Here is a 26312-nt window from a genome sequence, read left to right as displayed (position 1 = left end):
GTGAAACGTGTGCGCCATTTCGAAGGGTTTTGGCGTGTCGGTACGGGGTCGCTATCAAGGAGACGGTATCGGCCTTGTCGACGACAAGGGCCGGGTAGCCATCCCTTCGGCGCTCCGCACGACTCTCTCCGCAAATGCCCCCAAGGCGAACGGGAAGGACGGCGGCACCATCATCATCGGCGCGCACCAGAAGAACCGTTGCCTCGTTGCCTATGATCCGGGTTACGTCGACATCCTCGCCGAGCGCCTCGATCGCCGCGAATCCGAGAACACGTCCGAAAACGGCGAGTACGACTACAACATCAAGCGTGCCGCCGCGTCGGGCGAAGCGGTGCCGTTCGACGGCTCCGGGCGCTTCATCATGCCAGCCTTCCCGCGCTTTTATGCGGGCATCAAGGGTCATGCGTTCTTCTACGGCGTGCTCGATTATATCGAGATCTGGGACCCCGCGACGCTGATCGCCACCGACGGCATGCCCCCCGTCGTCAAGGAGATGGCGCGCTTCTATATGGCCGAGAAGGGGGTTGCGCTGTGAGCACTCCTGAAGCTCCGCATATCCCCGTCCTGCTCGACGAAGTCCTGGCCGCGCTTTCCCCTGAGCCCGGCGAGACGATGGTCGACGGCACGTTCGGTGCGGGCGGCTACACGCTGGCGCTGCTCAAGTCCGGTGCGCGGATCGTCGCGTTCGACCGCGATCCAGACGCGATCGCGAATGGTCGCGCGATGGAAGAAGCCGAAGAAGGCCTGACGCTGATCGCCGCGGACTTCTCGGCGATGGCGTCCGAACTCGAAGCGCGCGGGCTGGCACCGGTCGACGGCGTGACGCTGGATATCGGCGTGTCGTCGATGCAGCTCGACCAGGCCGAGCGCGGCTTCTCGTTCCAGTCGGATGGCCCGCTCGACATGCGGATGGCGCAGGCCGGCATGTCGGCGGCGGATTTCGTCAACGAAGCGGACGAGAACGAGATCGCCGACGTGCTGTATCAATATGGCGACGAGCCCAAGTCGCGGCGCGTCGCGCGCGCGATCGTCGCGGCGCGCCCGCTGACGCGGACCGGCGAGCTGGCGCACATCGTCCGGCGTGCGCTCGGCTACAAGGCGCACGACAAGAAGGACCCCGCGACGCGCGCCTTCCAGGCGATCCGTATTCACGTGAACCGCGAGCTGGGCGAGCTGGCGGACGGTTTGCTGGCGGCCGAGCGCGTGCTCAAGCCCGGCGGTCGGCTCGCGATCGTGACGTTCCACAGCCTCGAGGACCGGATGGTGAAGCGCTTCCTGCGCACGCGGTCCGGCGGGTCGCCTTCAGGTTCGCGTCATCTTCCGCAGGTGAAAGCCGCGGCAGAACCTAGTTTTTCTCATGTCGGCCGCGGTGTTCGCGCCGGCGAGGCCGAGATCGCACGCAATCCGCGCGCGCGCTCGGCGACATTACGGACGGCGCGGCGGACCTCCGCGCAACCCTGGACGGAAGAGGTGACGACATGACGGCGGCGTATCGGATGAAGGGTGTAGGCTGGTTCGGGGGCTGCGTGGCCGTCGTGCTCGGTTTCTACCTCGTGTCGCTGCAGGTCGCCGCCGAGCGCAAGAAGCTGGAGGCGGTCAATGGTCAGATCCGCGTCGCCCAGCGTGACATCCGTGCGCTGGAGACCGAATTCGACACGCGCGGCAACCTGGCGCAGCTCGAGCGCTGGAACGGCGACACGCTCGCGCTGTCGGCACCGACCGCGGGCCAGTTCGTGGTGAGCGAGGCCGCGCTCGCGGCGCTCGACGTCAACAGCCTGCGCGCCGATGGGGTCCAGACCGCCGCGCTGCTGGTGCCGTCGGGGGCGGGGTCCGTCGTCTCCACCTCGATCGTGCCGGTGACCGCTGCTCCGCCAGTCGTGAAGCTTGCCCCCATTGCTCCAATTCAGATGGCGCAGGTTACCGCACCGCGCGCGATGAACGTCGCGATCCAGGCGGCTTCGAAGACCGCGCTCAAGCCGGTCGTGATCCGCGCATCGGTCTCGACGCCGCGCTCCGCCGAAGCCGCACTCGTCCGCGCCGCCAAGACCGAGCGCCTCGCCGCTGTCGCGAAGGTCCGTCCGCAGGCGGTTGCGATGCTCGACCGCAAGCTGCTGTCCGATACGACGCTGGGTGACATCATGAGCGGCGCCCGCTCCGAGAGCCGTAAGCGGCGGTGACCGCCTTGGTCGCCCGGCCTGTCTCGCAACAGCGTAGCGCCAACCAGCGTCACGCCCTGGTGGCGACGGCGCACACGCGCCTGATGATGCTGATGTTCCTGTTCGGTGCGGCGGTGCTGGTGGTGGTCGGGCGGCTCGGCATGCTGGCGGTGCAGGCCTCGCTGGCCGATCCGCAGGCGCGCTCGGTGGCGATCGCGGCGCGCGGCGATATCGTCGATCGCAACGGCTCGCCGCTGGCGCGGACGATCGATGCATGGACGATCGCGGTTCACCCGAAGAAGCTGATCGGCGATCCGACCGAGATCGCCAGCAAGCTTGCGGCGCTGATGCCGGAGGCGGGCGACCAGGCGCATTATTATGCGTTGCTGACGTCGCGGAAGAACTTCATCTATCTCCAGCGGCGTGCGTCGCCGGCACTGGTCGAGCAGGTCAATGCGATCGGCGAGCCCGCCATCGTGTTCGACCGCGATACGCAGCGGCTCTACCCGCAGTCGACGATGGCGGCGCATGCGCTTGGCTTCCTGTCGACCGCGGGGCACGGCATGAGCGGGATGGAACGCGTGCTCGACGAACGGCTGACCAACCCGGCGCTGAACGGCACGCCGGTCGCGCTGTCGCTCGACAACAGAGTCCAGGCGGCGATGGAGAGCGAACTCGGCCGCGCGATGACGACCTTTTCGGCACGCGGCGCTGGCGGCATCGTCCTCGACGTGGCGACCGGCGAAGTGATCGCGATGGTCTCGCTACCGACCTTCAACCCCAACCGTGTCGGCATGTCGGGCACCGAGGAACTGCGCAACATCACGACACAGAGCGTGTTCGAGCTCGGGTCGACGTTCAAGCCGATCACGATGGCGACCGCGATGGATACCGGCGTGGTGACGTCGTTCGCGCGGCGCTTCGACGCGACGCATCCGCTCAAGGTCGGTCGCTTCACGATCCACGACGAGCGCGGCGATCCGAAGCGCTGGCTGAACATGGCCGAGACGCTGATCTATTCGTCGAACATCGCCACTGCGCGGGTTGCCGACGAGGTGGGTCCCGCGAAAATGCAGGCGATGTTCAAGAAGCTGGGCTTCGATACCAAGCCGGATATCGAACTGCGCGAAAAGGGTGGCCCGTTGTGGCCGAAATACTGGGCGCGGACGACGACGATGACCACGGCCTATGGCCACGGCATCGCGGTGACGCCGCTGCATCTGGCAAGCGCCTATGCGGCCCTGGTCAATGGCGGGATCTGGCGGCCGGCGACCTTGCTGAAGGTCGCGCCGGGCCATGCGCCGGTCGGGCGTCGCGTCATCAGCGAGCAGACCAGCGCGCGGATGCGGCAGATGCTGCGGCTGATCGTGCAGCGCGGCACGGGTCGCAAGGGCGATGCGCCGGGCTACCGCGTCGGCGGCAAGACCGGCACCGCAGAGGCGGCGGTCTCGGGCGGGTATGATCATTCGCGCAACGTCGCGACGTTCGCCGCGGCATTCCCGATGGATGCGCCGCGCTATGTCGTGCTCGCGATGCTCGATTCGCCGCTCGGCACGAAGGAAACCTCCGGGTGGAAGACCGCGGCGTGGAACACCGCGCCGGTGGTGGGCCGCACGATCTCGCGCGTCGGTGCGATCCTGGGCGTGGTGCCGGACGCGCACCGCGACATCGACGTGTCTGACATCCTGCCGACTTTGTGGCAGGACCCGTCGCGTACACAGCCGACCGGGCAATGAGGACTATTGCATGAAACTCGCAGCGCTGACCGACGGGACGGAAGAGGCGCAGGTGACGGGGTTCGCGATCGATCACCGCAAGGTCGCGCCGGGCACGGTGTTCGGCGCGTTCGAAGGCGCGCGCGTGAATGGCGAGGACTTCATCGCCGACGCGATCCGGTCGGGTGCGATCGCGGTGGTGGCGCGGCCGGGCCTGACGGTCGAGGGCGCGACGTACATCGCCGATGACAATCCTCGCGAGCGTCTCGCGCAACTGGCCGCGAAGTTCTTCGCGCCGTTTCCCGAGACTTCGGTGGCGATCACGGGGACCAACGGGAAGACGTCGTGCGTCGAGATGACTCGGCAGCTTTGGCGGATGGCCGGGTTTCATGCGGCGTCGATCGGGACGCTGGGGGTCACGACCGCTGACGAGCGGGTGACGACCGGGCTGACGACGCCGGACGTCGTGACGTTCCTGTCGAACGTCGCCGGTCTCGCGCGCGAAGGTGTCACGCATCTGGCGTTCGAGGCGTCGAGCCACGGTCTGACTCAGTACCGCACCGAGGGTCTGAAGGTTACCGCGGCGGCATTCACCAACCTCAGCCGCGACCATCTCGACTATCACGGCGACATGGCCGCGTATTTCACCGCCAAGATCCGGCTGTTCTCTGAAGTGCTGTCGACCGACGGTGCTGCGGTGGTCTGGGCGGATGATCCGCAATCGGCACGCGTGATCGACCTGGCCCGCGAACGCGGCAACCGCTTGGTGACGGTCGGCACGCAGGGCGAAACGTTGCGATTGGTCGGCCGAGATCCGACTTTGCTGGGGCAGGGGCTGACGATCGAGGCCGAGGGCCACACGTATAAGGTGACGTTGCCGCTGATCGGCGCGTACCAGGCGGCGAACGCGCTGGTGTCGGCCGGGCTGGTGATCGCTACGGGCGGCGATGTGGCGGCCACGATCGCCAATCTCGCGCGGTTGCAGCCGGTGCGCGGGCGGCTGGAGCGGGCGGTGATCGCAAAATCCGGCGCACCGGTGTACGTCGATTACGCGCATACGCCCGACGCGCTGGAGGCGGCGATTGCGGCGCTGAAGCCTCATGCTGGGGGCAAGCTGATCGTGGTGTTCGGGGCAGGTGGCGACCGCGATGCGGGCAAGCGCGAGACTATGGGGCAGGTGGCCGTGCAGCATGCCGACCGGGTGATCGTCACCGACGACAATCCGCGGACCGAGGACGCGCGGGCGATCCGGTGCGACGTTTTGAAAGGCGCGCGCGGGGCTGAGGAAATCGGTGATCGGCGCGCGGCGATCGGTGCTGCGGTGCGGGAAGCTGGGCCTGAGGATATCGTGCTGATCGCGGGAAAGGGCCACGAACAAGGCCAGATCGTCGGCGATCTGGTCCTGCCGTTCGATGACGTGACCGTCGCGCGGGAGTGCGCGGCGTGAGCGCGGCGACGTCTTCATTCCCCTTCCGCTTGCGGAAGGGAGTGGGCTCTTTTCTCCCCTCCCATTCATGGGAGGGGTCGGGGGAGGGCATGACGTACGTACTGGCGTCCGGTCTGTTTGGTCAGCCCCTCCCCCGACCCCTCCCGCGATCGGGAGGGGAGCAGTGAGTCTCTGGATTTCCGCCGAGATCGCGGCCGCTACTGGCGGTGTCGCGTCTGGTGATTTCTCCGTCAGCGGCGTGGCGTTTGATTCGCGCGAGGTTGGCCCGGGCGATTTGTTCGTCGCGATGAAGGGGGAGGCCAGTGACGGGCACCTCTTCCTCGACCAAGCCTTTGCGCAGGGCGCAGCCGGCGCGATCGTTTCCGAGCCTTGCGATCATCCGCACGTGCTCGTGGCGGACAGTTTTGCCGCATTAAACGCGCTTGGCGCTGCCAGCCGCGCACGCTCGTCCGCGAAGATCATGGGCGTCACCGGCTCCGTCGGGAAGACCAGTGCGAAGGAGGCGCTGTTCGCCTGCCTCGACCGCGCAGCCCCCGGCGAGGTGCATCGGTCGGTCAAGAGCTACAACAACCACACAGGCGTCCCGCTCAGCCTCGCCCGCATGCCGCGCGATGCGAAGTTCGGCGTGTTCGAGATGGGGATGAACCATGCCGGTGAACTCGCCGAGCTGACCAACCTCGTCCGCCCGCACATCGCGATGATTACCGCGATCGCCCCCGCGCATACCGCGTTCTTTGCCGACGAAAGCGCGATCGCGGATGCGAAGGGGGAGATCTTTGCCGGGCTCGAACCGGGTGGGGCGGCGATCGTGCCCTACGACAGCCCGCACCGTGATCGCCTGCTCGGCCACGCCGCGGCGCATGCCGCGCACATCGTCACGTTCGGCAGCGAAAAGGGCGCCGATGTCCGCGCGATCGAGGCGATGCGACTGCCGACCGGCGGGACGTTCGTCACCGCGCGGATGGGGCAGGGGGCCGAGCACGAACTGAGCTTCACGATCGCGCAGCCCGGCGCGCATTGGGTGTCGAACGCGGTGGGCGTGCTGGCGTGCGTGCAGGCGGCCGGGGGCGACCTCGGGCTGGCCGGACTCGCGCTGGCCGAGCTTGGTGGGCTGCAAGGTCGCGGCGCGCGGTCGCTCGTCGAGGTTGGCGACGGGCAGGCGCTGGTGATCGACGAGAGCTACAACGCCAACCCCGCCTCGATGCGCGCAACGCTCAGCGTCCTCAGCCACGAACCCGGCCGGCACATCGTGGTGCTCGGCGAGATGCGCGAGCTGGGCGAGGGCTCCGACGACTATCATGCCGGACTCGCCGAGCCGATCCTCGCCGCGCGCGTCGAAATGGCGCTGCTCGTCGGTGAAGCGATGGCGCCGCTAGCGCAGGTGCTTGAGAGACAGATCGAAACCGTCCATGTGGGCGACGCTGCGGCCGCGCTCGCGTCGTTACGGACGATCCTGGCGCCGGGCGATGTCGTGCTCGTCAAGGGATCGAACGGGGTGGGCCTCGCCCGCGTCGTGGCTGGTCTTCAAGCTGGCCTCAAAGGCGGGATTAACTGAATGTTGTACTGGCTCGCCGAGCATCTGGGGTTTCCCGGCCTGCTGAACCTCATCCGTTACCAGACGGTGCGGACCGGCGGCGCCGTCGCGACCGCGCTGATCATCGGCCTGATCATCGGGCCGAAGTTCATCGGCTGGTTGCGCGTACGGCAGGGCAAGGGGCAGCCGATCCGCGCCGACGGTCCGCAGACGCACCTGTCGAAGCGCGGCACGCCGACGATGGGCGGCCTGATGATCCTGACCTCGATGTGCCTCGCGATCTTCCTGTGGATGGACCTGAGCAATCCGTATGTCTGGGCATGCGTGTTCGTGACGCTCGGCTTCGGGACGATCGGGTTCCTCGACGATTACGACAAGGTACGAAAGGCGAGCACCGCGGGGATCAGCGGGCGCACGCGTCTGCTGCTCGAGTTCGCGATCGCCGGGATCGCCGCGACGATCATCATGTCGCAGAACGGCCCGCATCTCTACCTGCCGTTCACCTCGCGCATGTACCTTGATCTCGGCTGGTTCTTCCCGGTGTTCGCGGCGTTCACGATCGTGTCGTTCGGCAATGCGGTGAACCTCACCGACGGGCTCGATGGGCTGGCGACGATGCCGGTGATCATCGCCAGCGTCGCGTTCATGGTGATCGTGTATCTCGTCGGGAACGTGAAGTTCGCCGATTACCTCGGTATCCCGCACGTCCCACGCGCCGGTGAGCTCGCGATCTTCTGCGGCGCGATCGTCGGCGCGGGGCTCGCGTTCCTGTGGTTCAACGCGCCGCCGGCTGCGGTGTTCATGGGTGATACCGGGTCGTTGGCTTTGGGTGGCGCGCTGGGGACGATCGCGGTCGTCGCGCATCACGAGATCGTGCTGGGGATCATCGGCGGGCTGTTCGTGATCGAGGCGCTGTCGGTGATCATCCAGGTGTTCTTCTACAAGCGCACCGGCAAGCGGGTGTTCCGGATGGCGCCGATCCATCATCATTTCGAACAGCTCGGCTGGGCCGAGGCGACAGTGGTGATCCGCTTCTGGATCATCGCGCTAGTGCTCGCGCTGGTCGGCCTTTCGACGTTGAAGTTGCGGTGATTATTGCGAAGGCCTGGCGCGGGAAACGCTATGCGGTGCTAGGGCTGGCGCGGTCTGGGGCTGCGACGGTGCGCGCGCTTGTGGCTGGTGAGGCGAGCGTTGTCGCTTGGGATTCGGATGAGGCTCGGCGTGACGCAATCCTCCCCGGCACGGGGAGGGGGACCAGCTCTGCTGGTGGAGGGGGGGCTGTTCCGGGCGTTGCGCTTGCGGATGGCCCCCTCCACCCCCAGCCTGCGGCTGGCGGTCCCCCTCCCCGTGCCGGGGAGGATTTGAGTGTCGCGTCGTTGGAGGATCTATCGGAGTTCGACGCGCTCGTCGTTTCGCCGGGGGTGCCTCTCAACACGCATCCGCTCGCTGCCGCCGCGCGCGCGGCTGGCGTGCCCGTCATCGGCGACATCGAACTCTTCGCGCAGGCTCGCGCCGACCTGCCCCCGCACAAGGTCGTCGGCATCACCGGCACGAACGGCAAGTCCACCACTACCGCGCTCGTCCACCATATCCTCAAGACCGCGGGCGTCCCGACGCTCATGGGTGGCAATATCGGCCTGCCGATCCTCGAACAGCAACCGCTTCCCGAGGGCGGCGTCTATGTGCTCGAACTGTCGAGCTACCAGATCGACCTGACGCAGACGCTCGATTGCGACGTCGCGGTGCTGCTCAACATCACGCCGGATCATCTCGATCGTTATGACGGGTTCGAGGGCTATGCGGCGTCCAAGGCGCGGTTGTTCGCGATGCAGTCGGCCGGGCATGACGCGGTCATCGGGATCGGCGATGCGCCGTCCGCGCAGATCGCGCGCGGTCTGTCGGCAAAGGGCGAGCATCTCACCAAGATCGCGCCGGGCGTGTGCATGGATCAGAGCAACTGGCCTGCGCTCCAAGGCCCGCACAACGCACAGAATGCGCTCGCGGCGATCGCGGTCGTGAAGGCGCTGGGCGTGAGCGAGGTCGACATCGACCGCGGCCTCACCAGCTTTGCCGGCCTGCCACACCGCATGCAGCAGATCGCCTCGTATGGCGGCGTCGCCTATGTCGACGACAGCAAGGCGACCAATCCCGAAAGTACGGCGCCCGCGCTGGCCGCGTTCGATCGGGTCCATTGGATCGTCGGTGGCCGCGCGAAGGGCGACGACCTCGACGCGTGCAAGCGCGCTTTCGGCCACGTCGTCCGCGCCTACGCGATCGGCGAGGCGGGGCCGCGGTTCGCCGAAATCCTGAAAGATTCCATGCCGGTCGAGAACGTCGGTACGCTCGACGCAGCCGTCCGCAGTGCCGCAGCCAACGCGAAGCCCGGCGACACGGTGTTGTTATCCCCCGCTTGTGCTAGCTTCGACCAGTTTCGCGATTACGAAGCGCGCGGGGCGGCGTTCCGCGCTGCGGTGGAGTCGCTGGCATGACCGATATGCGCGCTGGGACCATGGATATGGGTGTGTCCGGACAGAAGAACGGGATCGTCGCGAAGATGAAGCGGCGCGGCGGGCGGGGCGACCAGTCGCCGCTTGGCACGTGGTTCTGGGACATCGACCGGATGCTGCTGTTGCTGACGCTGTTCCTGATCGCGATCGGCCTGATCGCGGTGGCGGCGGCGTCGCCGGCGAGCGCGGTTCGCTATTCGGGCGAGCATCACAAGATCGCGCCGCTCTATTATTTCTGGCGGCAGTTGATGTGGGTCGGGGTGTCGCTCCCCGTGCTGTTCGGCGTGTCGATGATGCCCGTCTCGATGGCGCGGCGGATGGCGATCGGCGGGTGTGCGCTGTTCGTGCTGATGCTGATGGTGACGCCGTTTATCGGGGTCGAGGCGAACGGCGCACGCCGCTGGCTTGGCGTCGGGTTCGCACAGTTCCAGCCTTCGGAGTTTCTGAAGCCGCTGTTCATCGTGACCGTCGCGTGGCTGCTATCGCTGCGTGCGAAGGATGCCGAGCTGCCGACCGTGCTGATTACCGGCGCGATGACCGCGGGGGTCGCGGTGCTTCTGATGCTGCAACCCGATTTCGGCCAGACGATCATCTTCTGCTCGGTATGGCTGGCGCTGCTGATGATTGCGGGGACGCCCGTGAGGGTACTTGTCGGGCTCGTCGCGATGGCACCCGCCGGACTGGTCGCCGCCTATATCTTCTACGGCGTGGCACGGTCGCGGATCGACGCGTTCCTGTTTCCCGGCGTCGAAGGCGAGGGGGCGGGCGACCATTTCCAGACCAATGCCGCGCATAATACGCTGACCGCGGGCGGCTGGACCGGGACTGGCCCCGGAGCCGGTGCGGCTAAGTTCGGGCTGCCCGAGGCGCATACCGACTACATCTTCTCGGTGATCGGCGAGGAATTCGGGCTGATCGCGTGTTCGGTGATCGCGGTGATCTTCCTCGCGATCGTCGTTCGCGTGTTCGTCAAGCTGCTGGACGAGCAGGACGAATTCAAGCTGCTGGCCTCTGCCGGGCTCGCGACGCAGTTCGGCGCGCAGGCTCTGGTGAGCATGGCGGTGAATACCGGCCTCGCGCCATCGAAGGGTATGACGCTGCCGTTCATCAGCTATGGCGGGTCGTCGATGGTGGCATTGTCGGTGGGCATGGGGTTGCTGCTGGCGTTTACCCGGCGCAATCCGTTTCTCACGCGGAGCCCCTATGTCGTCCGCTGGAGTGGTGAATGAACGTTAATCAGTCTCGGCACTATGTCCTCGCAGCCGGCGGTACCGGCGGACACATGGTCCCGGCAGCGGCACTCGCCGCCGAGCTGACCAAGCGTGGCCACCGTGTCGCGCTGGTCAGCGACGCGCGCGGCGTGCGGTTTCCGGGGCTGTTCGAGGAGATCCAGACGCATGTCCTGCCGGCGGGGCGCTTCAGTGGCGGGCCGCTGGGCTGGGCGAAGGCGACGCGCGAGATGTGGCGCGGGCGGGCGATGGCGCGCGAGCTGTATCGGACTTTCAAGCCCGCTGCGGTGATCGGCTTTGGCGGGTATCCTGCGTTGCCGGCGTTGCTGGCGGCGTTCGCGGACAAGATTCCGACCGCGGTGCATGAGCAGAATGCGGTGCTGGGGCGGGTGAACCGGTTCGTCGCGGGGCGCGTCGATGCGATCGCGACGTCGTCCGAGCCGACCGAGCGGTTGGCGCCGAAGCTGCTGGGCAAGACGCATCTGGTGGGGAATCCGGTGCGCGAGGCAGTGCTGGCGCTGCGCGCGCGGCCCTATCCGCTGCTGGAGGAGGACGGCATCTTCCGCGTGCTCGTGACCGGCGGAAGCCAGGGGGCGAGCATCCTGTCGCAGGTCGTGCCCGACGGTCTGGCGATGCTGCCGGTGACGTTCCGGCGTCGGTTGCAGGTGACTCACCAAGCGCGGATCGAGGATATCGACGCGGTGCGCGCCAAGTACGCCGAGCATCATATCCCGGCCGAGCTGGCGACATATCTGCCCGACATGCCCGAACAGCTGGCGTGGGCGCATCTGGTGATTGCGCGCGCGGGCGCTTCGACGATTTCGGAGCTGACCGCGGCGGGGCGGCCGGCGATTTTGGTGCCGCTGCCGAGTGCGACCGACGATCACCAGACGGTGAACGCGCGCGAGATCACGAAGGCGGGCGGCGCGCGGACGATCGCGCAGGGAGATTTTACCGCAGTGGAACTGGCCAAGCAGATGCAGAAACTCGGGCTCGATCCGGCGGCGTTGCAGAATGCGGCAGGCCGCGCGCGGAGTTGCGGGCGGCCGAACGCGGCGAGCGATCTAGCCGATCTGGTCGAGAGCCTGGACGCGCCGGTGTCGCGTATTCCGGTCGGTGCGCCCTCCAAGCCCAAGGCGCAGTTCGCATGAGGGGTGTCGCAACGGACATCGGCACGATCCACTTCGTCGGCATCGGCGGGATCGGCATGTCGGGCATCGCCGAGGTGATGAAGAATCTCGGCTACCGCGTGCAGGGATCGGACGTGGCCGAGGGCTATGTCGTGCAGGGATTGCGCGACAAGGGCATCCCGGTCGCGATCGGCCATGCCGCGTCGAACATCGGCGACGCCGCGGTGGTGGTCGTGTCAACCGCGATCGTGCGTTCGAACCCGGAGGTCGAGGCGGCGCTCAACGCCCGCGTGCCCGTCGTGCGGCGCGCGGAAATGCTCGCCGAACTGATGCGGTTGAAGTCGACCGTCGCGGTCGCCGGCACGCACGGCAAGACCACGACGACGTCGATGGTGGCGGCGTTGCTCGATGCGGGCGGGGTCGATCCGACGGTCATCAATGGCGGGATCATCAACTCCTACGGCTCGAACGCGCGGCTGGGCGCGAGCGACTGGATGGTCGTCGAGGCCGACGAGAGCGATGGCAGCTTCCTGCGGCTCGACGGCACGATCGCGGTCGTCACCAACATCGATCCCGAGCATCTCGATCATTACGGCTCGTTCGACGCGGTGAAGGATGCGTTCGTCGAGTTCGTCGAGAACGTGCCGTTCTATGGTGCGGCGCTGCTGTGCCTCGATCATCCGGAGGTGCAGGGAATCCTGCCGCGCGTGCGCGATCGGCGCGTGGTGACGTACGGTTTCTCGGCGCAGGCGGACGTGCGCGGCGTCGAGGTTACCCCGATCCCGGGCGGCAACCGCTTCGACTGCGTGGTGCGCGAGCGGGATGGTGCGACGCGGACGATCGCGGGGATCGAGATGCCGATGCCGGGGCGGCATAACGTGCAGAACGCACTGGCGGCGATCGGTGTGGCGCTGGAACTCGGGATCGCGGATGCGACGATCCAGCAGGGGTTTGCCAAGTTTGGCGGTGTGAAGCGCCGGTTCACCAACGTCGGGGAAGTGGCCGTCGAAGGTGGGAGCGTCACGATCATCGACGATTACGGCCATCACCCGGTCGAAATCCGGGCGGTGCTGGCGGCGGCGCGCGAAGGCGTGAAGGGCCGCGTTATCGCGGTGGTGCAGCCGCACCGCTATTCGAGGCTCGGCAATCTGATGGAGGACTTCCAGACGGCGTTCAACGACGCCGATCGGGTGCTGGTGACGCCGGTCTATGCGGCGGGTGAGGCGCCAGTCGAGGGTGTCGACGCTGGCGGGCTGGTCGAGGGACTGAAGCGCCGCGGACACCGGTTTGCGGGTGTGGTCGCGGATGCGGATGCGCTAGCGGTGGAACTAGCGGCAACGATCGAGGCGGACGACATGGTCGTGTGCCTCGGCGCCGGCGACATAACGAAATGGGCGGCGGGCCTCGCCGATGCGATCGCGGCCGAGCGCGCGAAGGTGCCGACGTGAGCGGTACGTCGCAAATCCTCCCCGGCACGGGGAGGGGGACCATGCAAGGCATGGTGGAGGGGGGTGTCCGTGAGCGTGACGCTTCTGGCAGCCCCCTCTCCACCGCCTTCGGCGGTCCCCCTCCCCGTGCCGGGGAGGATTTGCGTGGGTCTCTGACGGCTAATGGCAGTCTGGCTGACTTCATCTGGTTTCGGACCGGCGGGCCGGCGGAGTGGCTGGTGCGGCCTGCGGATATTGAGGATCTGGCGGGGCTGTTGAAGGGGCTGAATCCTTCGACGCCCGTCCTACCCGTAGGGGTCGGCTCGAACCTGATCGTACGCGACGGTGGCGTGCCGGGGGTCGTGGTGCGACTGCCCAAGGCCATGGCGAAGGTTTCGGTGCAGGACGGTTGCGTTCGTGCAGGCGCGGGGGCGATGGGGATTACGGTCGCCAGCGCCGCGCGTGATGCTGGGATTGCCGGGCTCGAGTTTCTGCGCGGGATCCCGGGGACTGTCGGCGGCGCGGTTCGGATGAACGCGGGCGCTTATGGACGGGATGTCAGCGATATTCTGGTTGAGGCCACCGTTGTTACGCGGGACGGTTCGGTCGAAGTCTGGCCTGCTGAGAAGCTTGGTTTTACCTATCGCCATTCGGACTTGCCGGCCGGCGCGGTCGTGGTCGAAGCCGTATTCTCCGGCACTCCCGGAGATCCGGCGGTGATTGGTGCGGAGATGGATCGGATCGCGGCCGAGCGGGAGGCTTCGCAACCGCTCCGCTCGCGCACCGGGGGCTCGACGTTCAAGAACCCCGAGGGGCACAAGGCTTGGGCGTTGATCGACGCGGCCGGGTGTCGGGGGCTGACTCGCGGCGATGCGCAGGTCAGCGAGAAGCATTGTAATTTCCTGCTGAACCTCGGGTCCGCGTCGAGCGCGGAGATCGAGGCGCTGGGTGAAGAGGTACGGGACAGAGTGAAGGCGCATTCGGGGGTGACGTTGGAATGGGAAATCCAGCGGGTTGGTGAACATGCTTCCCCCGCCCGCTTGCGGGAGGGGGCAGGGGGTGGGCCAGCGCTCTCCACCAGCGATGCGGCCGGTGATGGCGGGCGCCCACCCCTCGGTCCCCTCCCGCATGCGGGAGGGGAGGCATGACGGTGCCTCTTCACATCGCGGTTCTCATGGGCGGCTGGTCGGCGGAGCGTGAGGTTTCGCTGATGTCGGGCAATGGCTGTGCCGACGCGCTGGAGTCGCTCGGGCACCGGGTCACGCGGATAGATATGGGGCGCGATGTTGCCGCCAAGTTGGCCGAGGCCAGGCCCGACCTCGTGTTTAACGCGCTCCACGGCACCCCCGGCGAGGACGGGTCGGTACAGGGGCTCCTCGACCTGATGGGCCTGCGCTACACCCACTCCGGCCTCGCGACGTCGGTGATCGCGATCGACAAGGTGCTGACCAAGCTGCTCCTCGTCCCCGCCGGTATTCCCATGCCGGGCGGGCGGATCGTCAAGTCGGCGGACCTGTTCGAAAGCGATCCTATGGCGCGGCCTTATGTGCTTAAGCCAGTCAACGAAGGCTCGTCGGTCGGCGTGGCGATCGTCACCGACAGCGGCAATTACGGAAATCCGATCGCGTGCGACAGCGTCGGACCTTGGGGCGAATTCGAGGAACTGCTTGCCGAGCCCTATATCCGTGGGCGCGAACTGACGACCGCGGTGCTTGGCGGCAAGGCGCTCGGCGTGACTGAGTTGAAGCCCAAGAGCGGCTGGTACGATTACGACGCGAAGTACACCGACGGGATGACGGTTCACGTCTGCCCGGCGGAGATCCCCGACGAGATCACCGACGCCTGCAAGAGCCTCGCGCTCGAAGCGCACCGGTTGCTCGGCTGCAAGGGCGCGTCGCGGTCGGACTTCCGCTGGGACGACGAGCGCGGTGTCGACGGGCTGTTCCTACTCGAGGTCAACACGCAGCCGGGGATGACTCCGCTGAGCCTCGTGCCCGAACAGGCGCGACACATCGGCATGAGTTATGCCGAGCTGGTCCAGGCGATCGTCGACGAGGCGCTGGCGGATCATCCGCTTGCGCAAAGCGGGGCGCCATGAGCCGCACGATCAAACGCGGTCCGCCGCCCAAGCGGCCCGCCCCACGGCGGAAGGTTGCGGTCAAGAAGGTGTCGGCGATGGATCGGCTGGTCGGGATGCTCCCGGTCAGCGAGGAGACGCTGAAGAAAATCGCGACCTGGTCGATCCTCGGCGCGGGCGGTGCAGTCGCGATCGCGGCGGCGACGTGGGTCGGCATTCCCGGGATGATCGGCGCGGCGCTGGCCGAGGGCGCCGGGCGCGCGGGCTTCAAGGTCGAGCAGATCGAGGTGACGGGCCTCAAGCGGATGGACCGGATGTCGGTCTACGCGGTCGCGCTGGAGGACAAGCAGAACCAGACGTCGATGCTGTCGGTCGATCTTGAAGCGGTGCGGCAGAAGCTGCTGCGTTATGGCTGGATCGCGGACGCGCATGTGTCGCGGCGGCTGCCGAATACGATGCTGGTCGATATCGTCGAGCGGACGCCGGCTGCGGTGTGGCAGGACAATGGTCAGCTGACGCTGATCGATTCGTCGGGCGTGCTGCTGGAGCCGGTGCAGCCGGATGCGATCCCGAATCTCCCGCTGGTCATCGGGCCGGGCGCGGATCGGCAGGAGGCGTCGTACCAGACGTTGCTCGCCGCCGCACCGGCGCTGAAACCACGCGTGAAGGCGGCGACCTGGGTCGGTAATCGCCGCTGGGACCTGACGTTCGAGAGCGGGGAGACGCTGGCGCTGCCGGAATACGGTGCGCCGCGCGCGCTGGTGAAGTTCGCGGAGCTGGATGGCGCAAGGCCGCTGCTGGGGCGCGGCTGGATCCGGTTCGACATGCGCGATCCGACCAAGCTGGTCGCGCGCAAGCCGGGCGCGAGCCTGGCGCACAGCGTCGACGTGCCGGCCCCTGCCAGCGTGGGGGCTGGCGCGCCGGCAACGGGCGAGACTACGACTAATCCGTCGCAAACGGCGGGCGCGAACGTAACGGGCGGGGAGGGATGACATGGCAAAGGTGGCACCGGAAGGGCTGATCACGGCGCTTGATATCGGGTCGTCGAAGGTTTCGGCGATGATCGCGCAAAAGGGGGACGGCGGCGAGCTGATCGTGCTCGGCACTGGCCAGCGCGAGAGCCGCGGCGTCAAGCGCGGCTATATCGCCGACATGGCGACGACCGAGGCGGCGGTACGCGAGGCGGTCGAGCAGGCGGAGCGGATCGCCGGCATCAACATCGAGAATGTCTGGGTCGGGTTCTCGGCCGGCGGGCTCGTGTCCGATGTCGCCGAGGTCGAGTTCGAACTGGGCGGCCACCGCGTCGAGCAGCAGGATATCGATGCGTTGCTTGCCGCAGGGCGCAACTCGATCGATCCGCAGGGTCGCATGGTGCTGCACGCTCAGCCCGCGCTCTACACGCTCGACGGGCTTACTGGGGTGAAGACGCCGCTCGGGCTGCATGCCGATCGGCTTGGCGTGCACATCCATGTCGTCGCGGCGGACGGTTCGCCGGTGCGCAACCTCGATCTCTGCGTGCGGTCCGCGCATCTCGAAGTGAAGTCGATCATCGCCTCGCCGGTCGCGACCGGGCTCGCCTGCCTCAGCGAGGAGGAGCGCGAGCTCGGCGTCGCGCTGGTCGAGATGGGGGCCGGGATCACCAACGTGTCGCTGTTCGCGGGCGGCATGCTGGTCGGGCTGACCTCGATCCCGATGGGCGCGGCGGACATTACCGATGATATCGCCAGCGCATTCGGCACGCGGCGACAGAATGCCGAGCGGATGAAATGCTTCCACGGCTCGGCCAACGCCAGCCCTCGCGATAATCACGACATGATCCCGGTCATGCCGATCTCGGCCGAGGACGGTGCGGGCGAGGGCGCGCAGATCACCAAGGCGCAGCTGATCGGCGTGATCCGCCAGCGGCTCGAGCATCAGATGGGCGAAGTGCGGAACGCGCTGACCAAGCTGAAGTTCGAGGGGCCGGTCGGGCGTCAGGTCGTGCTGACCGGCGGTGGTGCCGAGCTGAAGGGTATCGCCGATTACGCGCAGCAGGCGCTTGGGCGGTCGGTGCGGATCGGTCGACCGCGCGGGCTGACCGCCTTGCCAGAGGCGCATGGCGGACCGGCGTTCGCGACGCTAGCGGGGTTGGCCTTCTACGCGGCGACCAACCCGATCGACCTTCGCGGGCTCGCGCCACAGCGGACGACGGTGCATCGGCCAAAGGGTATGGGCATGGTCCGCAAGTTGATTCAGGCGGCACGCGCGAATTATTAAGAGTTTCGAAGCGTCTGGCGTTATTTCGGCTGGAACAGGCCGTGACGTTGGTGCACACAGATTAATCAGGGGCCCGGCCGTAGCGTATCTACCGGGTTGTGCGGAGAACGGCGATGAGCATCGAATTCCTTAGTCCCGAAGTGGACGATCTGGCCCCCCGCATCGCGGTGATCGGCGTCGGCGGCGCGGGCGGCAACGCGATCGCCAACATGATGCGGGCCGACGTCCAGGGCGTCGACTTCCTCGTGGCGAACACCGACGCGCAGGCGTTGAAGCAGTCGACCGCACCGCAGCGAATCCAGCTCGGTACCAAGATCACGCAAGGGTTGGGCGCCGGTTCGCGTCCCGAGATCGGTCGCGCGGCGGCGGAAGAGACGATCGACCAGCTCGCCAAGATGCTCGAAGGTGCGCACATGTGCTTCATCACCGCCGGCATGGGCGGCGGCACGGGTACGGGCGCGGCACCGGTCATCGCCAAGGCGGCGCGCGACATGGGCATCCTGACCGTCGGCGTCGTGACGAAGCCATTCGCGTTCGAGGGCAACCGTCGCGCCAAGTCGGCCGAGGGCGGCATCGACGAGCTCCAGAAGTATGTCGACACGCTGATCGTCATCCCGAACCAGAATCTGTTCCTCATCGCCAACGCGAACACGACCTTCAAGGAAGCGTTCACGATGGCGGACGAGGTGCTCCAGCAGGGCGTCCGCAGCATCACCGACCTGATGGTGATGCCGGGCCTCATCAACCTCGATTTCGCCGACGTCCGCTCGGTGATGCAGGAGATGGGCAAGGCGATGATGGGCACCGGCGAGGCAAGCGGCGACAACCGCGCGCTCGAGGCGGCGCAGAAGGCGATCTCGAACCCGCTACTCGAAGGCGTCAGCATGCGCGGCGCCAAGGGCGTCATCATCTCGATCACCGGCGGCGACGACATGCGCCTGCTCGAAGTCGACGAAGCCGCGAATCACATCCGCGACCTAGTCGATCCCGATGCGAACATCATCTGGGGTTCGGCGTTCAACCAAGAGCTCGAAGGCAAGATTCGTGTCTCGGTCGTCGCGACCGGGATCGATGCCGATGCGCGCCCACCAGAGGTTGCACCCGAGCCGACTCGTTCGTTCAGCTTCGGATCGCGCAAGACCGACGAAAACACCTCGTTCCGTCCGAGCGAGCCTGCCGCATCGTCGGCTGCACCCGTCGCGTCGTCCGCTGACGAAGAGCCGCTCGACCTGAACGCATCGTCGGAAGTCGAGCCGTCTTCGTCGAAGTCGGACGACGAACTCGTGCTCGGGGCCGAGACGATCGTACCGCAGGCAGCACCTTTGGCTGCGCCCGCGCCGGCCGCACCGGCGCCGCAGCCGGCTCCCGCGCCGCGCGTCTATGGTGACGAGCCCTATGGTCGCGGTCCGATCGCACGTCCGGCCTCGGCATCGGCCGTGCCGCCGGCCCGCGCGCCGATCGCACCCGCCATTCCGGCGCCGACGCCTGCCGCGGACGAGGGTGGCGCGCGTCGCCGCTGGCTCGCGCCGGGTGCTGAAACGGCTCCGGAAGCGGTTCCGGCCGCACCGCGCGTGAAGCTGGGTGGTACGCTGTTCGAGCGCATGTCCAACGCGGCCCGCGGCGCGGCGAAGGAAGACGGCGAAGCGACCCCGCAGGATCCGCTCGACATCCCGCGCTTCCTGCATCGCCAGAACAACCAGTAAGCGGCTTTGCCGTTCTCGGGTTAGGGAGCGGCAAGCTAGTTCTGGGCGTAAACGATCCGACAATCCTCAGTCATGCCGGGCTCGTTCCGGCATCCACGGCGCCGCATACTCACCGACCAGAAATGCGCGGCACGGTCGACCCCGGAACAAGTCCGGGGTGACGGGGCGTTTGGGACGAAGTCCGCTCCGAACCAACAGACGCGCCGCATGACTGCACGACCGCTTCCAACCCATCGTTCGTCGCCGTCTCACCCCGGTTCGCCGTGACCTGCGCATCCAAACATTGCCGGTTCGATCCGGCTGGGGTCTAGATAAACGCTCCGATGAACTGCTCGTCCAATCATCTCCTGACTGCCGCGCTGGCGCTCGTGCTGGCCGCCGTGCCGTGCGCGGTTGGAGCGCAGGAAGTCGTGCAGGCGATCCCGGGGACGACCGATGCGGACAAGCTGGGTGATCTGATGCGCCGGGTCGCGAGCAATCCGCGCGACGTCGATGCGCTGATTCGGGCGGGCGACCTATCGATGGGGCTGGGCGATCTGAGCGGTGCCGCGGCATTGTTCGCACGCGCCGAGAAAGTGAACCCGCGCGATGGTCGGATCAAGGCGGGGATGGGGTCGATCCTGGTCCGCTCGGAGCGGCCGGGCGAGGCGTTGCGCTATTATGCGCAGGCGGAAGCCCTCGGCCTCGACCCGCGGAATTTCGCGGCAGATCGCGGGCTCGCCTACGATCTGATCGGCCAGCAGGATCGCGCGCAGCGCGATTACCGGGTCGCGCTCCGCAATGCGCCGGATGACGAGACGATCAGACGCTATGCGCTGTCGCTGGGCATTTCGGGGAAACCGGAACTCGCGATACAGCAGCTCAATCCTTTGCTGCTCAAGAGCGATCGCGGTGCATGGCGCTCGCGCGCGTTCATCATCGCGATGAACGGCGACGTCGCGGGTGCCGAGAAGATCGCGACCACGATGATGCCCGCCGGTACCGCGCAGGGTCTGCAACCGTTCTTCCAGCGCCTGCCGACCCTGCCGGCGAGCGACCGTGCGTTCGCGGTGCATTTCGGTGAGGTCCATGCGACGCCGGCGCGCCTGGCGGATGCGCGGATGGCGCCGCCGCTGGGCATCCTCGCCGCCGATCCGACCGCGCCGGTGATGATGGCTGCGGCGCCGCAACCGGTCGTTGTCGCCGCGTCCGGCAAGAGCAAGCGTGGCCGTCGCAGCAAGCCGGGCCGGACCGAGATGGCCGCGACGACGCGCGCCACAACGCCGGTCCCCGTTGTAGCGACGCCTACTCCGACCACCCCCGCTCCGACTATTCCCGCTGCGGTCGCACCGCCGGTTCAACTCGCGTCGTCGTCGGTCCCGATGGTGCAGGCCTTGCCTGCGCAATCGACAGCGGCACGTGTCGCGACACCACAGCCGACCTACCGTGCACCGCAAGTCGCGCAGACCACCACCGTCGCGTCGCAGACACCGGCACCGGTTGCAGTTGCACGCGTCGCACCGACCTCGACGCCGGTGCCCACCTCCGCGTCGACTTCGACAGGGGCGCTGCCCGCGACCACGGTCACGCAGATGGCGGCTGTGCCCGCGGGGCGGATTCAGTCCGAAAGCAACACGCGCGTGGCCAATTCGATCGCGGCCGCGGCGGTCGCGTCGACGGGTACGACGGCTAAGCCGGTAGCGCCCAGCCCCGTGACACCGGCCCCGGTGCAACAGGCCTCGGTCCAGTCGCCACCCGTGACACCGGCGCCGGTGCAGCAGGCTTCGGTCCAGCCACGGCCGGTTCAGCAGGCGAGTGCAGCACCGCTACCGACCCCCGGGTTCTCCGCAAATGGAGCGACGACGACTACGACGCCGGTCGAGGTTGCCGCGGCGATGCCGCCGCGCGCAGTGGCGGCGAGTGAGGATACGATCCTCGCGCGGATCGTTGCCGGGTTGTCGATCCCGGCGTCCGAACTCGATGTCGCGCCGATGCGCCCCGCGCCCGTCGTGACGCAGGCCGCAGTGCCAGTCTCCGACGACGCCGAGCGCGTGCTCGCCGAGGCGAAAGCAAAGCTCCAGCGCGATGCGGCGGCAAAGAAGATCGCGGCCGAGCAACTCTCTGCCGACAAGAAGGCTACCCTCGACAAGAAGGCGGCGGCGCGCAAAGCCATCGCCGACAAGAAGGTGCTAGCCGAGAAGAAGGCTGCCGCCGCCGAGAAGCTTGCTGCCGACAAGGCTGCGGCCGAGGAAAAGCGGATCGCGCGCGCCAATCCCGAACGCATCTGGGTGCAGGTGTCGACCGGCGCGACCGAGGGCGATCTGCCCAAGGCGTGGAAGGGTGTGAAGGCCAAGGCTCCGGCCGTGGTCGGCAGTCGCAGCGGCTGGACAACTCCGTGGAAGGCGACGAATCGCGTGCTGGCCGGGCCGTTCAAGACCGATGCGGAGGCGCGCACCTTCGTCAATCAGCTCGCCAAGGAAGGCGTTTCGACGTTCAGCTTTACCAGCGAACCGGGCCAGGTCATCACGAAGTTGCCGTCGAAGTGAGTTACCGCGCGCCCTGGGCTTCAGACCCGGCGCGCAGCAAAGGACGGCTTCAGGAAGAACAGAACGGGTCCGTCCGTGGCCCTCGCGATGCCTTTCAGCGCGACCGAGACCGGATCATCCACTCGATCAGCTTCCGTCGCCTGCGGCACAAGACGCAGGTGTTCATGGCGCCGGACGGCGACCATTTCCGGGTACGCCTGACGCACAGCCTGGAAGTCGCGCAGATCGGCCGGACGATCGCGCGGACGCTGGCGCTGAACGAGGATCTGACGGAGGCCTTGTGCCTGGCGCACGACATCGGCCATCCGCCGTTCGGCCATGCCGGCGAGGATGCGCTGAAGGCGGCACTGACCGGACAGGGTGGGTTCGACCACAATGGTCATACGCTGCGCACGCTGATGACGATCGAGCGGCCGTATCCGATGTGGAACGGGCTCAACCTGACCTGGGAGACCCTGGAGGGGCTGGCCAAGCATAACGGGCCGGTGCGGCATCCGGGTTGGGCGCTAGCCGCGGCGGATGCGGAGTTTCCGTTGGCGCTGACCAGTTTTTCGTCGCTGGAGGCACAGGTCGCGGCGATTGCGGACGATATCGCGTACGACAATCACGACATCGACGATGGCTTGCGCGCTGGACTGTTGACGCTCGACCAAATGCTGGCGGTGCCGCTGGTCGCGAGCGGCTGGGACGATGTCCGCCGGCGGTTCCCGGACGTTGCGCCGAAGCGGCTGGTCGGCGAACTCGTCCGCACGCAGATCGGGACGATGGTCAACGATCTGATCGCCGAAACCCGTCGGCGGATCGCGGCGAGCGGCGTTGCGAGCGTCGACGATGTCCGTGCCGCCGGGCAGTGCCTGGTCGGGTTTTCGAGTGAGATGCGCGAGGCTGAGCGTGATCTCAAGCGCTTCATGTATGCCAATCTGTATCATCACCCGCGCCAGTTGGCGGCGGCGGATGCGGCACATGGCATCGTGTCCGGACTGTTCGCGGTGTATCGCGACGATCCCGCGACGATTCCCGAGGAGTGGCGCGAGCGGCTGCCGTCGTATGATCCCGACCGTAGCCGGCATATCGCGGATTTCATTGCGGGGATGACGGACAGGTATGCCGTATCGCGCTACCGCGAACTGGTTGGCCCGATCGATCTGCCTGAAGGGTTCTGAGTCCGATACGGCGCTTATCCTCCCCCGCTAGGGGGAGGTGGCTGGCTCTTGCCAGACGGAGGGGGCGGGAAGGGCAAACCGAGGTTCCGTGTCCGCCCCCTCCGTCGCTTCGCGCCACCTCCCCCTGGCGGGGGAGGATTGCGGATAAGTGGCGGCTCTAACGCAAATCGGCGGCCGGACCGTGGTCCGACCACCGATTGTACCATCGTCGATGTTAGCGACGTTTAGCGCGTGACCGAAGCGATGCCGCCGGCTGCGCCAGTGGCTTCGACGGTCTTGAATGCGACCGGGACGCCGCCCGACACACCCGATACGCGATCGCCGCGGACGATCAGGTGGAACTTCTGGCCCGACGGGTAGCGACGGCCGTCGATGACCTGGCGGCCACCGTCCTGGGTCGAGGTGTAGACATAGGTGCTGCCCTCATGGACGAAGCTCTGCTTGGACTCTGCGGCCATGCCGATCGTCGAGGTGAGGGCGGCTGCTGCTGCTGCGATGATCTTGAAACTAGTGCGCATGATCGTGTCTCCCGCGTTGTGCGTCGAGCCGGATCAGGTCCTCTCCCAACTCTCGAGTCGGGTAAATATTGCGCTGCAGCATAAGTCGCAATTGCAAAGCCGGCGATCACGCTTGCGTGCGCTGCAACGATGTAGCGCCCTGACGATGCGGTGAACCGCAGTGGTGACATAGTTCCGCGACATCTCAGGCGCATAGCCGACGCGAAGGAGAGGGATCGTGTCTGCTTCCAGTATCGCGCTCAATCGGTTCGGCCTTGGAGCGAGGCCCGGTGACGGCGTTTCGGGCGATCCGGCGAAATGGGTGCTGGCGCAATGCGAGCGCTTCGACGCCCGGCCCGCGGCGATCGCCAGCGCGCCGTCGACGTCGAGCGTTTCGGCGACCCTGGCGACGTATTTTGCGCAGCAGAGGATGATCAGGGCGGAGTTCGGACCTCGTAGGCCGAAACCGGCGCCGGGCGAAGCGGCGTCGATGAACGGGCCGGGCACCTCTACGCCGATGGCGGCACCCGCCATGCCAGCCACGATGGCCCCGCCCGCCATGCCCGGTCCAGCCACAGACAATCCTGGCGAAGCGGCCCGGCGCGCCGCGCGGCAACTCGCCGGCAAGCAGAGTCGCGACGATTACGGTGGCGCGGTTGCGGCCCGGACGATCGCCGCGCTGACGAGCGATGCGCCGTTCGTCGAGCGGCTCGTGCATTTCTGGGCGAACCATTTCGCGGTTTCCACCGACAAGCTCGAAGTCACCGGGCTCGCCGGGCCGATGGAGTTCGAGGCGATCCGCCCGCACGTCCTCGGCAATTTCGCAGACATGCTGAACGCGGTCGAGCGTCATCCGGCGATGCTGCTGTATCTCGATCAGGCGGTATCGGTCGGCCCCGACAGTCCGTTCGCCGCGCACCGACCCAGGCGACGCACCGGTCTCAACGAAAATCTCGCGCGTGAAATCATGGAGTTGCACACGCTCGGCGTCCGCAGCGGGTACACCCAGGCCGATGTCACCGAATTCGCGCGGGCGATGACCGGCTGGACGGTCGCGGGGATCGGTCGCGGGCCCGGTGCGCGCACGCAGGACGATCGCCGGCAGGACGATGCTCGGCCGGGCGCGTTCGTCTTCCTCGCCGACGTGCATCAGCCGGGCGACCGGACCGTGATGGGCAAGCGCTATCCCGCGGCAGGCGAGGCGCAGGCGCAGGCGGTGCTGGCCGATCTTGCGGTCCACCCGGCGACCGCGGCCCACATCGCGACCAAGCTCGCGCGGCACTTCGCCGGCGATACGCCCCCGCCGGCGATGGTGAAGCGACTCCAGGCCGCGTTCCTCGAGTCGGGCGGTGACCTGCCCATAGTCTATCGCGCGCTGGTCGCATCGCCGGAAGCGTGGGTGACGCAGCCCGTCAAATTCAAATCGCCGTGGGAATGGTATGTCTCGACGCAGCGCGCGCTCGGTACGACGATGGTCCAGCCGGGGCTGACGGTGGGCATGATGAACCAGCTCGGCCAGCCGGTGTGGAAGCCGGGGCAACCGGTCGGCTACGACGATATCGCTGCGGCCTGGGCCGGACCTGACGCGATCCTGCGCCGCGTGGAGGCGGCGGAGCGGTTTGCCGCGCGTGCCGGGCCGGTCGATGCCCGTGCGCTGGCGCCGACGCTGTTCCCGGCGTCGGTCAGTCCTGCCACCACGCAGGCAATCGCCCGCGCAGATAGTCCGGCGCAGGGGCTTGCGTTGCTGCTCGTCGCCCCCGAATCCATGCGGAGATAGTCATGCTCGACCGTCGTTCCTTCCTCTCGACCGGTACGCTCGGCGTGCTGGCGTCCGCCTTCGCACCGCGCATCGCCTTCGCGCGGGCCGCGACCAACAAGCGGTTCGTGTTCGTGATCCAGCGCGGGGCTGCGGATGGGCTCGGCACGATCGGTGCGGTCGGCGATCCCGCATTCGCCGGGGTCAGGGGTGATCTCGCGGCCGACTTCGCCACCGGCAAGAAGCTCGACGGCATGTTCGCGTTGCATCCGGCGATGACGGCGAGCGCGGGTCTCTACAAACAGGGGCAGGCGCTGTTCGCGCACGCGATCGCCTCGCCCTATCGCGATCGATCGCATTTCGACGGGCAGAACGTGCTCGAGACCGGGGGCGTGAGCGCGTACCAGGTGCGCGACGGGTGGCTGAACCGGCTGCTCGGCGTGCTGCCCGCAGACGAGGCGCGCGCGATCGCGGTGGCGGCGACCGTGCCGATGGCGCTTCGCGGCCGGCGTGAGGTGGCGTCCTACGCGCCGTCGAACCTGCCGAATGCGTCGGACGACCTGCTGCAGCGGGTGGCGATGCTGTACGACGGCGACCGGCAATTGCACGCGCTGTGGAGCGAGGCGATGGCGACGCGCCAGCTGACCAGCGATCTCGGTCAGGACGGTGGCCGCAACGCCGCCGCGACCGGCGCGCTCGCCGCACGGTTGCTAAAGCCCGACAATGGTGCGCGGATCGCGATGATCGAGACGGGTGGCTGGGATACGCATACGGGGCAGCGCGGGCGGCTGGCGGCGCAGTTGAAGGGCCTCGATGCGATGGTCGCTTCGCTGCAGGCGGGGCTGGGGCCGTTATGGGCGGACACGATGGTGTTGGTGGCGACCGAGTTCGGGCGGACCGTTGCGGTCAACGGCACCGGCGGCACCGATCATGGCACGGGCACGGCGGCGATGCTGTTCGGGGGCGCGGTGAAGGGCGGGCGGGTCGTGTCGGACTGGCCGGGGCTGGCTCCCGGCGCGTTGTACGAGGCGCGCGATCTGAAGCCGACGATGCAGCTGGATGCGTTCATCGGCGGGGCGGTGTCGTCGCATTTCGGCATCGAGCCGGCAAGGGCGATGGCGGCGCTGTTCCCGGCGAGCGCGACGACGGCCGCGGTCGAGGGTCTGGTGCGGATTTGAAGGTGGGGATGG

Annotated in this window: 21 protein-coding genes; 20 read left to right on the top strand and 1 reads right to left on the bottom strand. The window is 67.5% G+C overall.

The features are described 5' to 3' along the window. The first annotated feature begins 34 nt into the window (after window positions 1–34). From U1737_RS16110 to U1737_RS16025, 18 genes are all read left to right on the top strand, one after another. On the top strand, window positions 35–535 hold the full coding sequence (locus U1737_RS16110; RefSeq protein WP_332797466.1) for a division/cell wall cluster transcriptional repressor MraZ: 501 nt from the start codon (window positions 35–37) through the stop codon (window positions 533–535). Beyond that, window positions 532–1482 (top strand): 16S rRNA (cytosine(1402)-N(4))-methyltransferase RsmH, encoded by a 951-nt coding sequence (rsmH, locus tag U1737_RS16105; RefSeq protein WP_332797465.1) that lies wholly within the window; start codon window positions 532–534, stop codon window positions 1480–1482. The genes U1737_RS16110 and rsmH overlap by 4 nt, the downstream gene beginning before the upstream one ends. Then, a complete protein-coding gene (locus tag U1737_RS16100) occupies window positions 1479–2177 on the top strand; it encodes a hypothetical protein (RefSeq protein WP_332797464.1) in 699 nt (232 codons plus the stop codon). Before rsmH ends, U1737_RS16100 begins: the two co-directional genes overlap by 4 nt. Continuing rightward, window positions 2174–3892: a peptidoglycan D,D-transpeptidase FtsI family protein gene (locus U1737_RS16095; RefSeq protein ID WP_248521365.1), complete on the top strand. Its 1719-nt coding sequence runs from the start codon at window positions 2174–2176 to the stop codon at window positions 3890–3892. The genes U1737_RS16100 and U1737_RS16095 overlap by 4 nt, the downstream gene beginning before the upstream one ends. Before the next feature lie 10 nt (window positions 3893–3902). Continuing rightward, window positions 3903–5318 carry a UDP-N-acetylmuramoyl-L-alanyl-D-glutamate--2,6-diaminopimelate ligase gene (locus U1737_RS16090; RefSeq protein ID WP_332797463.1) on the top strand — a complete coding sequence of 472 codons (1416 nt, stop codon included), beginning with the start codon at window positions 3903–3905 and terminating at the stop codon, window positions 5316–5318. 163 nt (window positions 5319–5481) lie between these two features. After that, complete coding sequence (locus U1737_RS16085; protein WP_332797462.1) at window positions 5482–6873, top strand: UDP-N-acetylmuramoyl-tripeptide--D-alanyl-D-alanine ligase; 1392 nt, start codon at window positions 5482–5484, stop codon at window positions 6871–6873. Continuing rightward, a complete protein-coding gene (gene mraY, locus U1737_RS16080; RefSeq protein ID WP_332797461.1) occupies window positions 6874–7944 on the top strand; it encodes a phospho-N-acetylmuramoyl-pentapeptide-transferase in 1071 nt (356 codons plus the stop codon). It begins immediately after the preceding gene. After that, window positions 7941–9341, top strand: a complete 1401-nt coding sequence (murD, locus tag U1737_RS16075) for a UDP-N-acetylmuramoyl-L-alanine--D-glutamate ligase (protein WP_248521362.1) — start codon at window positions 7941–7943, stop codon at window positions 9339–9341. The genes mraY and murD overlap by 4 nt, the downstream gene beginning before the upstream one ends. Window positions 9342–9406: 65 nt before the next feature. Beyond that, window positions 9407–10588 carry an FtsW/RodA/SpoVE family cell cycle protein gene (locus U1737_RS16070; RefSeq protein ID WP_432715049.1) on the top strand — a complete coding sequence of 394 codons (1182 nt, stop codon included), beginning with the start codon at window positions 9407–9409 and terminating at the stop codon, window positions 10586–10588. Continuing rightward, complete coding sequence (murG, locus tag U1737_RS16065; protein WP_248521361.1) at window positions 10585–11739, top strand: undecaprenyldiphospho-muramoylpentapeptide beta-N-acetylglucosaminyltransferase; 1155 nt, start codon at window positions 10585–10587, stop codon at window positions 11737–11739. The genes U1737_RS16070 and murG overlap by 4 nt, the downstream gene beginning before the upstream one ends. Continuing rightward, the gene (gene murC / locus U1737_RS16060; protein WP_332797460.1) at window positions 11736–13166 is read left to right on the top strand and encodes a UDP-N-acetylmuramate--L-alanine ligase; all 1431 of its coding nucleotides are present in this window, start codon (window positions 11736–11738) and stop codon (window positions 13164–13166) included. The genes murG and murC overlap by 4 nt, the downstream gene beginning before the upstream one ends. A gap of 140 nt (window positions 13167–13306) precedes the next feature. Next, window positions 13307–14293, top strand: a complete 987-nt coding sequence (gene murB, locus U1737_RS16055; protein WP_248521359.1) for a UDP-N-acetylmuramate dehydrogenase — start codon at window positions 13307–13309, stop codon at window positions 14291–14293. Further along, entirely contained in the window at window positions 14290–15243 is a 954-nt protein-coding gene (locus U1737_RS16050) for a D-alanine--D-alanine ligase (protein WP_332797459.1), read from the top strand. The genes murB and U1737_RS16050 overlap by 4 nt, the downstream gene beginning before the upstream one ends. Continuing rightward, the gene (locus U1737_RS16045; protein ID WP_332797458.1) at window positions 15240–16214 is read left to right on the top strand and encodes a cell division protein FtsQ/DivIB; all 975 of its coding nucleotides are present in this window, start codon (window positions 15240–15242) and stop codon (window positions 16212–16214) included. Before U1737_RS16050 ends, U1737_RS16045 begins: the two co-directional genes overlap by 4 nt. Before the next feature lies 1 nt (window position 16215). Then, window positions 16216–17478 (top strand): cell division protein FtsA, encoded by a 1263-nt coding sequence (gene ftsA, locus U1737_RS16040; protein ID WP_132897832.1) that lies wholly within the window; start codon window positions 16216–16218, stop codon window positions 17476–17478. 113 nt (window positions 17479–17591) lie between these two features. Beyond that, the gene (gene ftsZ, locus U1737_RS16035; RefSeq protein WP_332797457.1) at window positions 17592–19181 is read left to right on the top strand and encodes a cell division protein FtsZ; all 1590 of its coding nucleotides are present in this window, start codon (window positions 17592–17594) and stop codon (window positions 19179–19181) included. Between the two features lie 323 nt (window positions 19182–19504). After that, a complete protein-coding gene (locus tag U1737_RS16030; RefSeq protein ID WP_332797456.1) occupies window positions 19505–21706 on the top strand; it encodes an SPOR domain-containing protein in 2202 nt (733 codons plus the stop codon). Further along, window positions 21703–22869: a deoxyguanosinetriphosphate triphosphohydrolase gene (locus U1737_RS16025; RefSeq protein WP_248521349.1), complete on the top strand. Its 1167-nt coding sequence runs from the start codon at window positions 21703–21705 to the stop codon at window positions 22867–22869. Before U1737_RS16030 ends, U1737_RS16025 begins: the two co-directional genes overlap by 4 nt. A 224-nt stretch (window positions 22870–23093) precedes the next feature. Here the strand turns inward: U1737_RS16025 and U1737_RS16020 are convergent, their stop codons facing one another. Further along, the gene (locus tag U1737_RS16020) at window positions 23094–23387 is read right to left on the bottom strand and encodes a hypothetical protein (protein WP_332797455.1); all 294 of its coding nucleotides are present in this window, start codon (window positions 23385–23387) and stop codon (window positions 23094–23096) included. Between the two features lie 217 nt (window positions 23388–23604). Here U1737_RS16020 and U1737_RS16015 point away from each other — a divergent pair, with 217 nt between their 5' ends. Both U1737_RS16015 and U1737_RS16010 read left to right on the top strand, forming a co-directional pair. Beyond that, window positions 23605–25143, top strand: a complete 1539-nt coding sequence (locus U1737_RS16015) for a DUF1800 domain-containing protein (RefSeq protein WP_332797454.1) — start codon at window positions 23605–23607, stop codon at window positions 25141–25143. Between the two features lie 2 nt (window positions 25144–25145). Continuing rightward, window positions 25146–26300 (top strand): DUF1501 domain-containing protein, encoded by a 1155-nt coding sequence (locus tag U1737_RS16010; protein ID WP_332797453.1) that lies wholly within the window; start codon window positions 25146–25148, stop codon window positions 26298–26300. The last annotated feature ends 12 nt before the right edge of the window (window positions 26301–26312 follow it).

Origin of the sequence: Sphingomonas fucosidasi (assembly GCF_036663855.1) — a bacterium.
Lineage (GTDB): Bacteria > Pseudomonadota > Alphaproteobacteria > Sphingomonadales > Sphingomonadaceae > Sphingomonas > Sphingomonas faeni_B.
The sequence above is the reverse complement of the archived record's forward strand: the minus strand, read 5'-3'. Positions and strand labels throughout refer to the sequence as shown.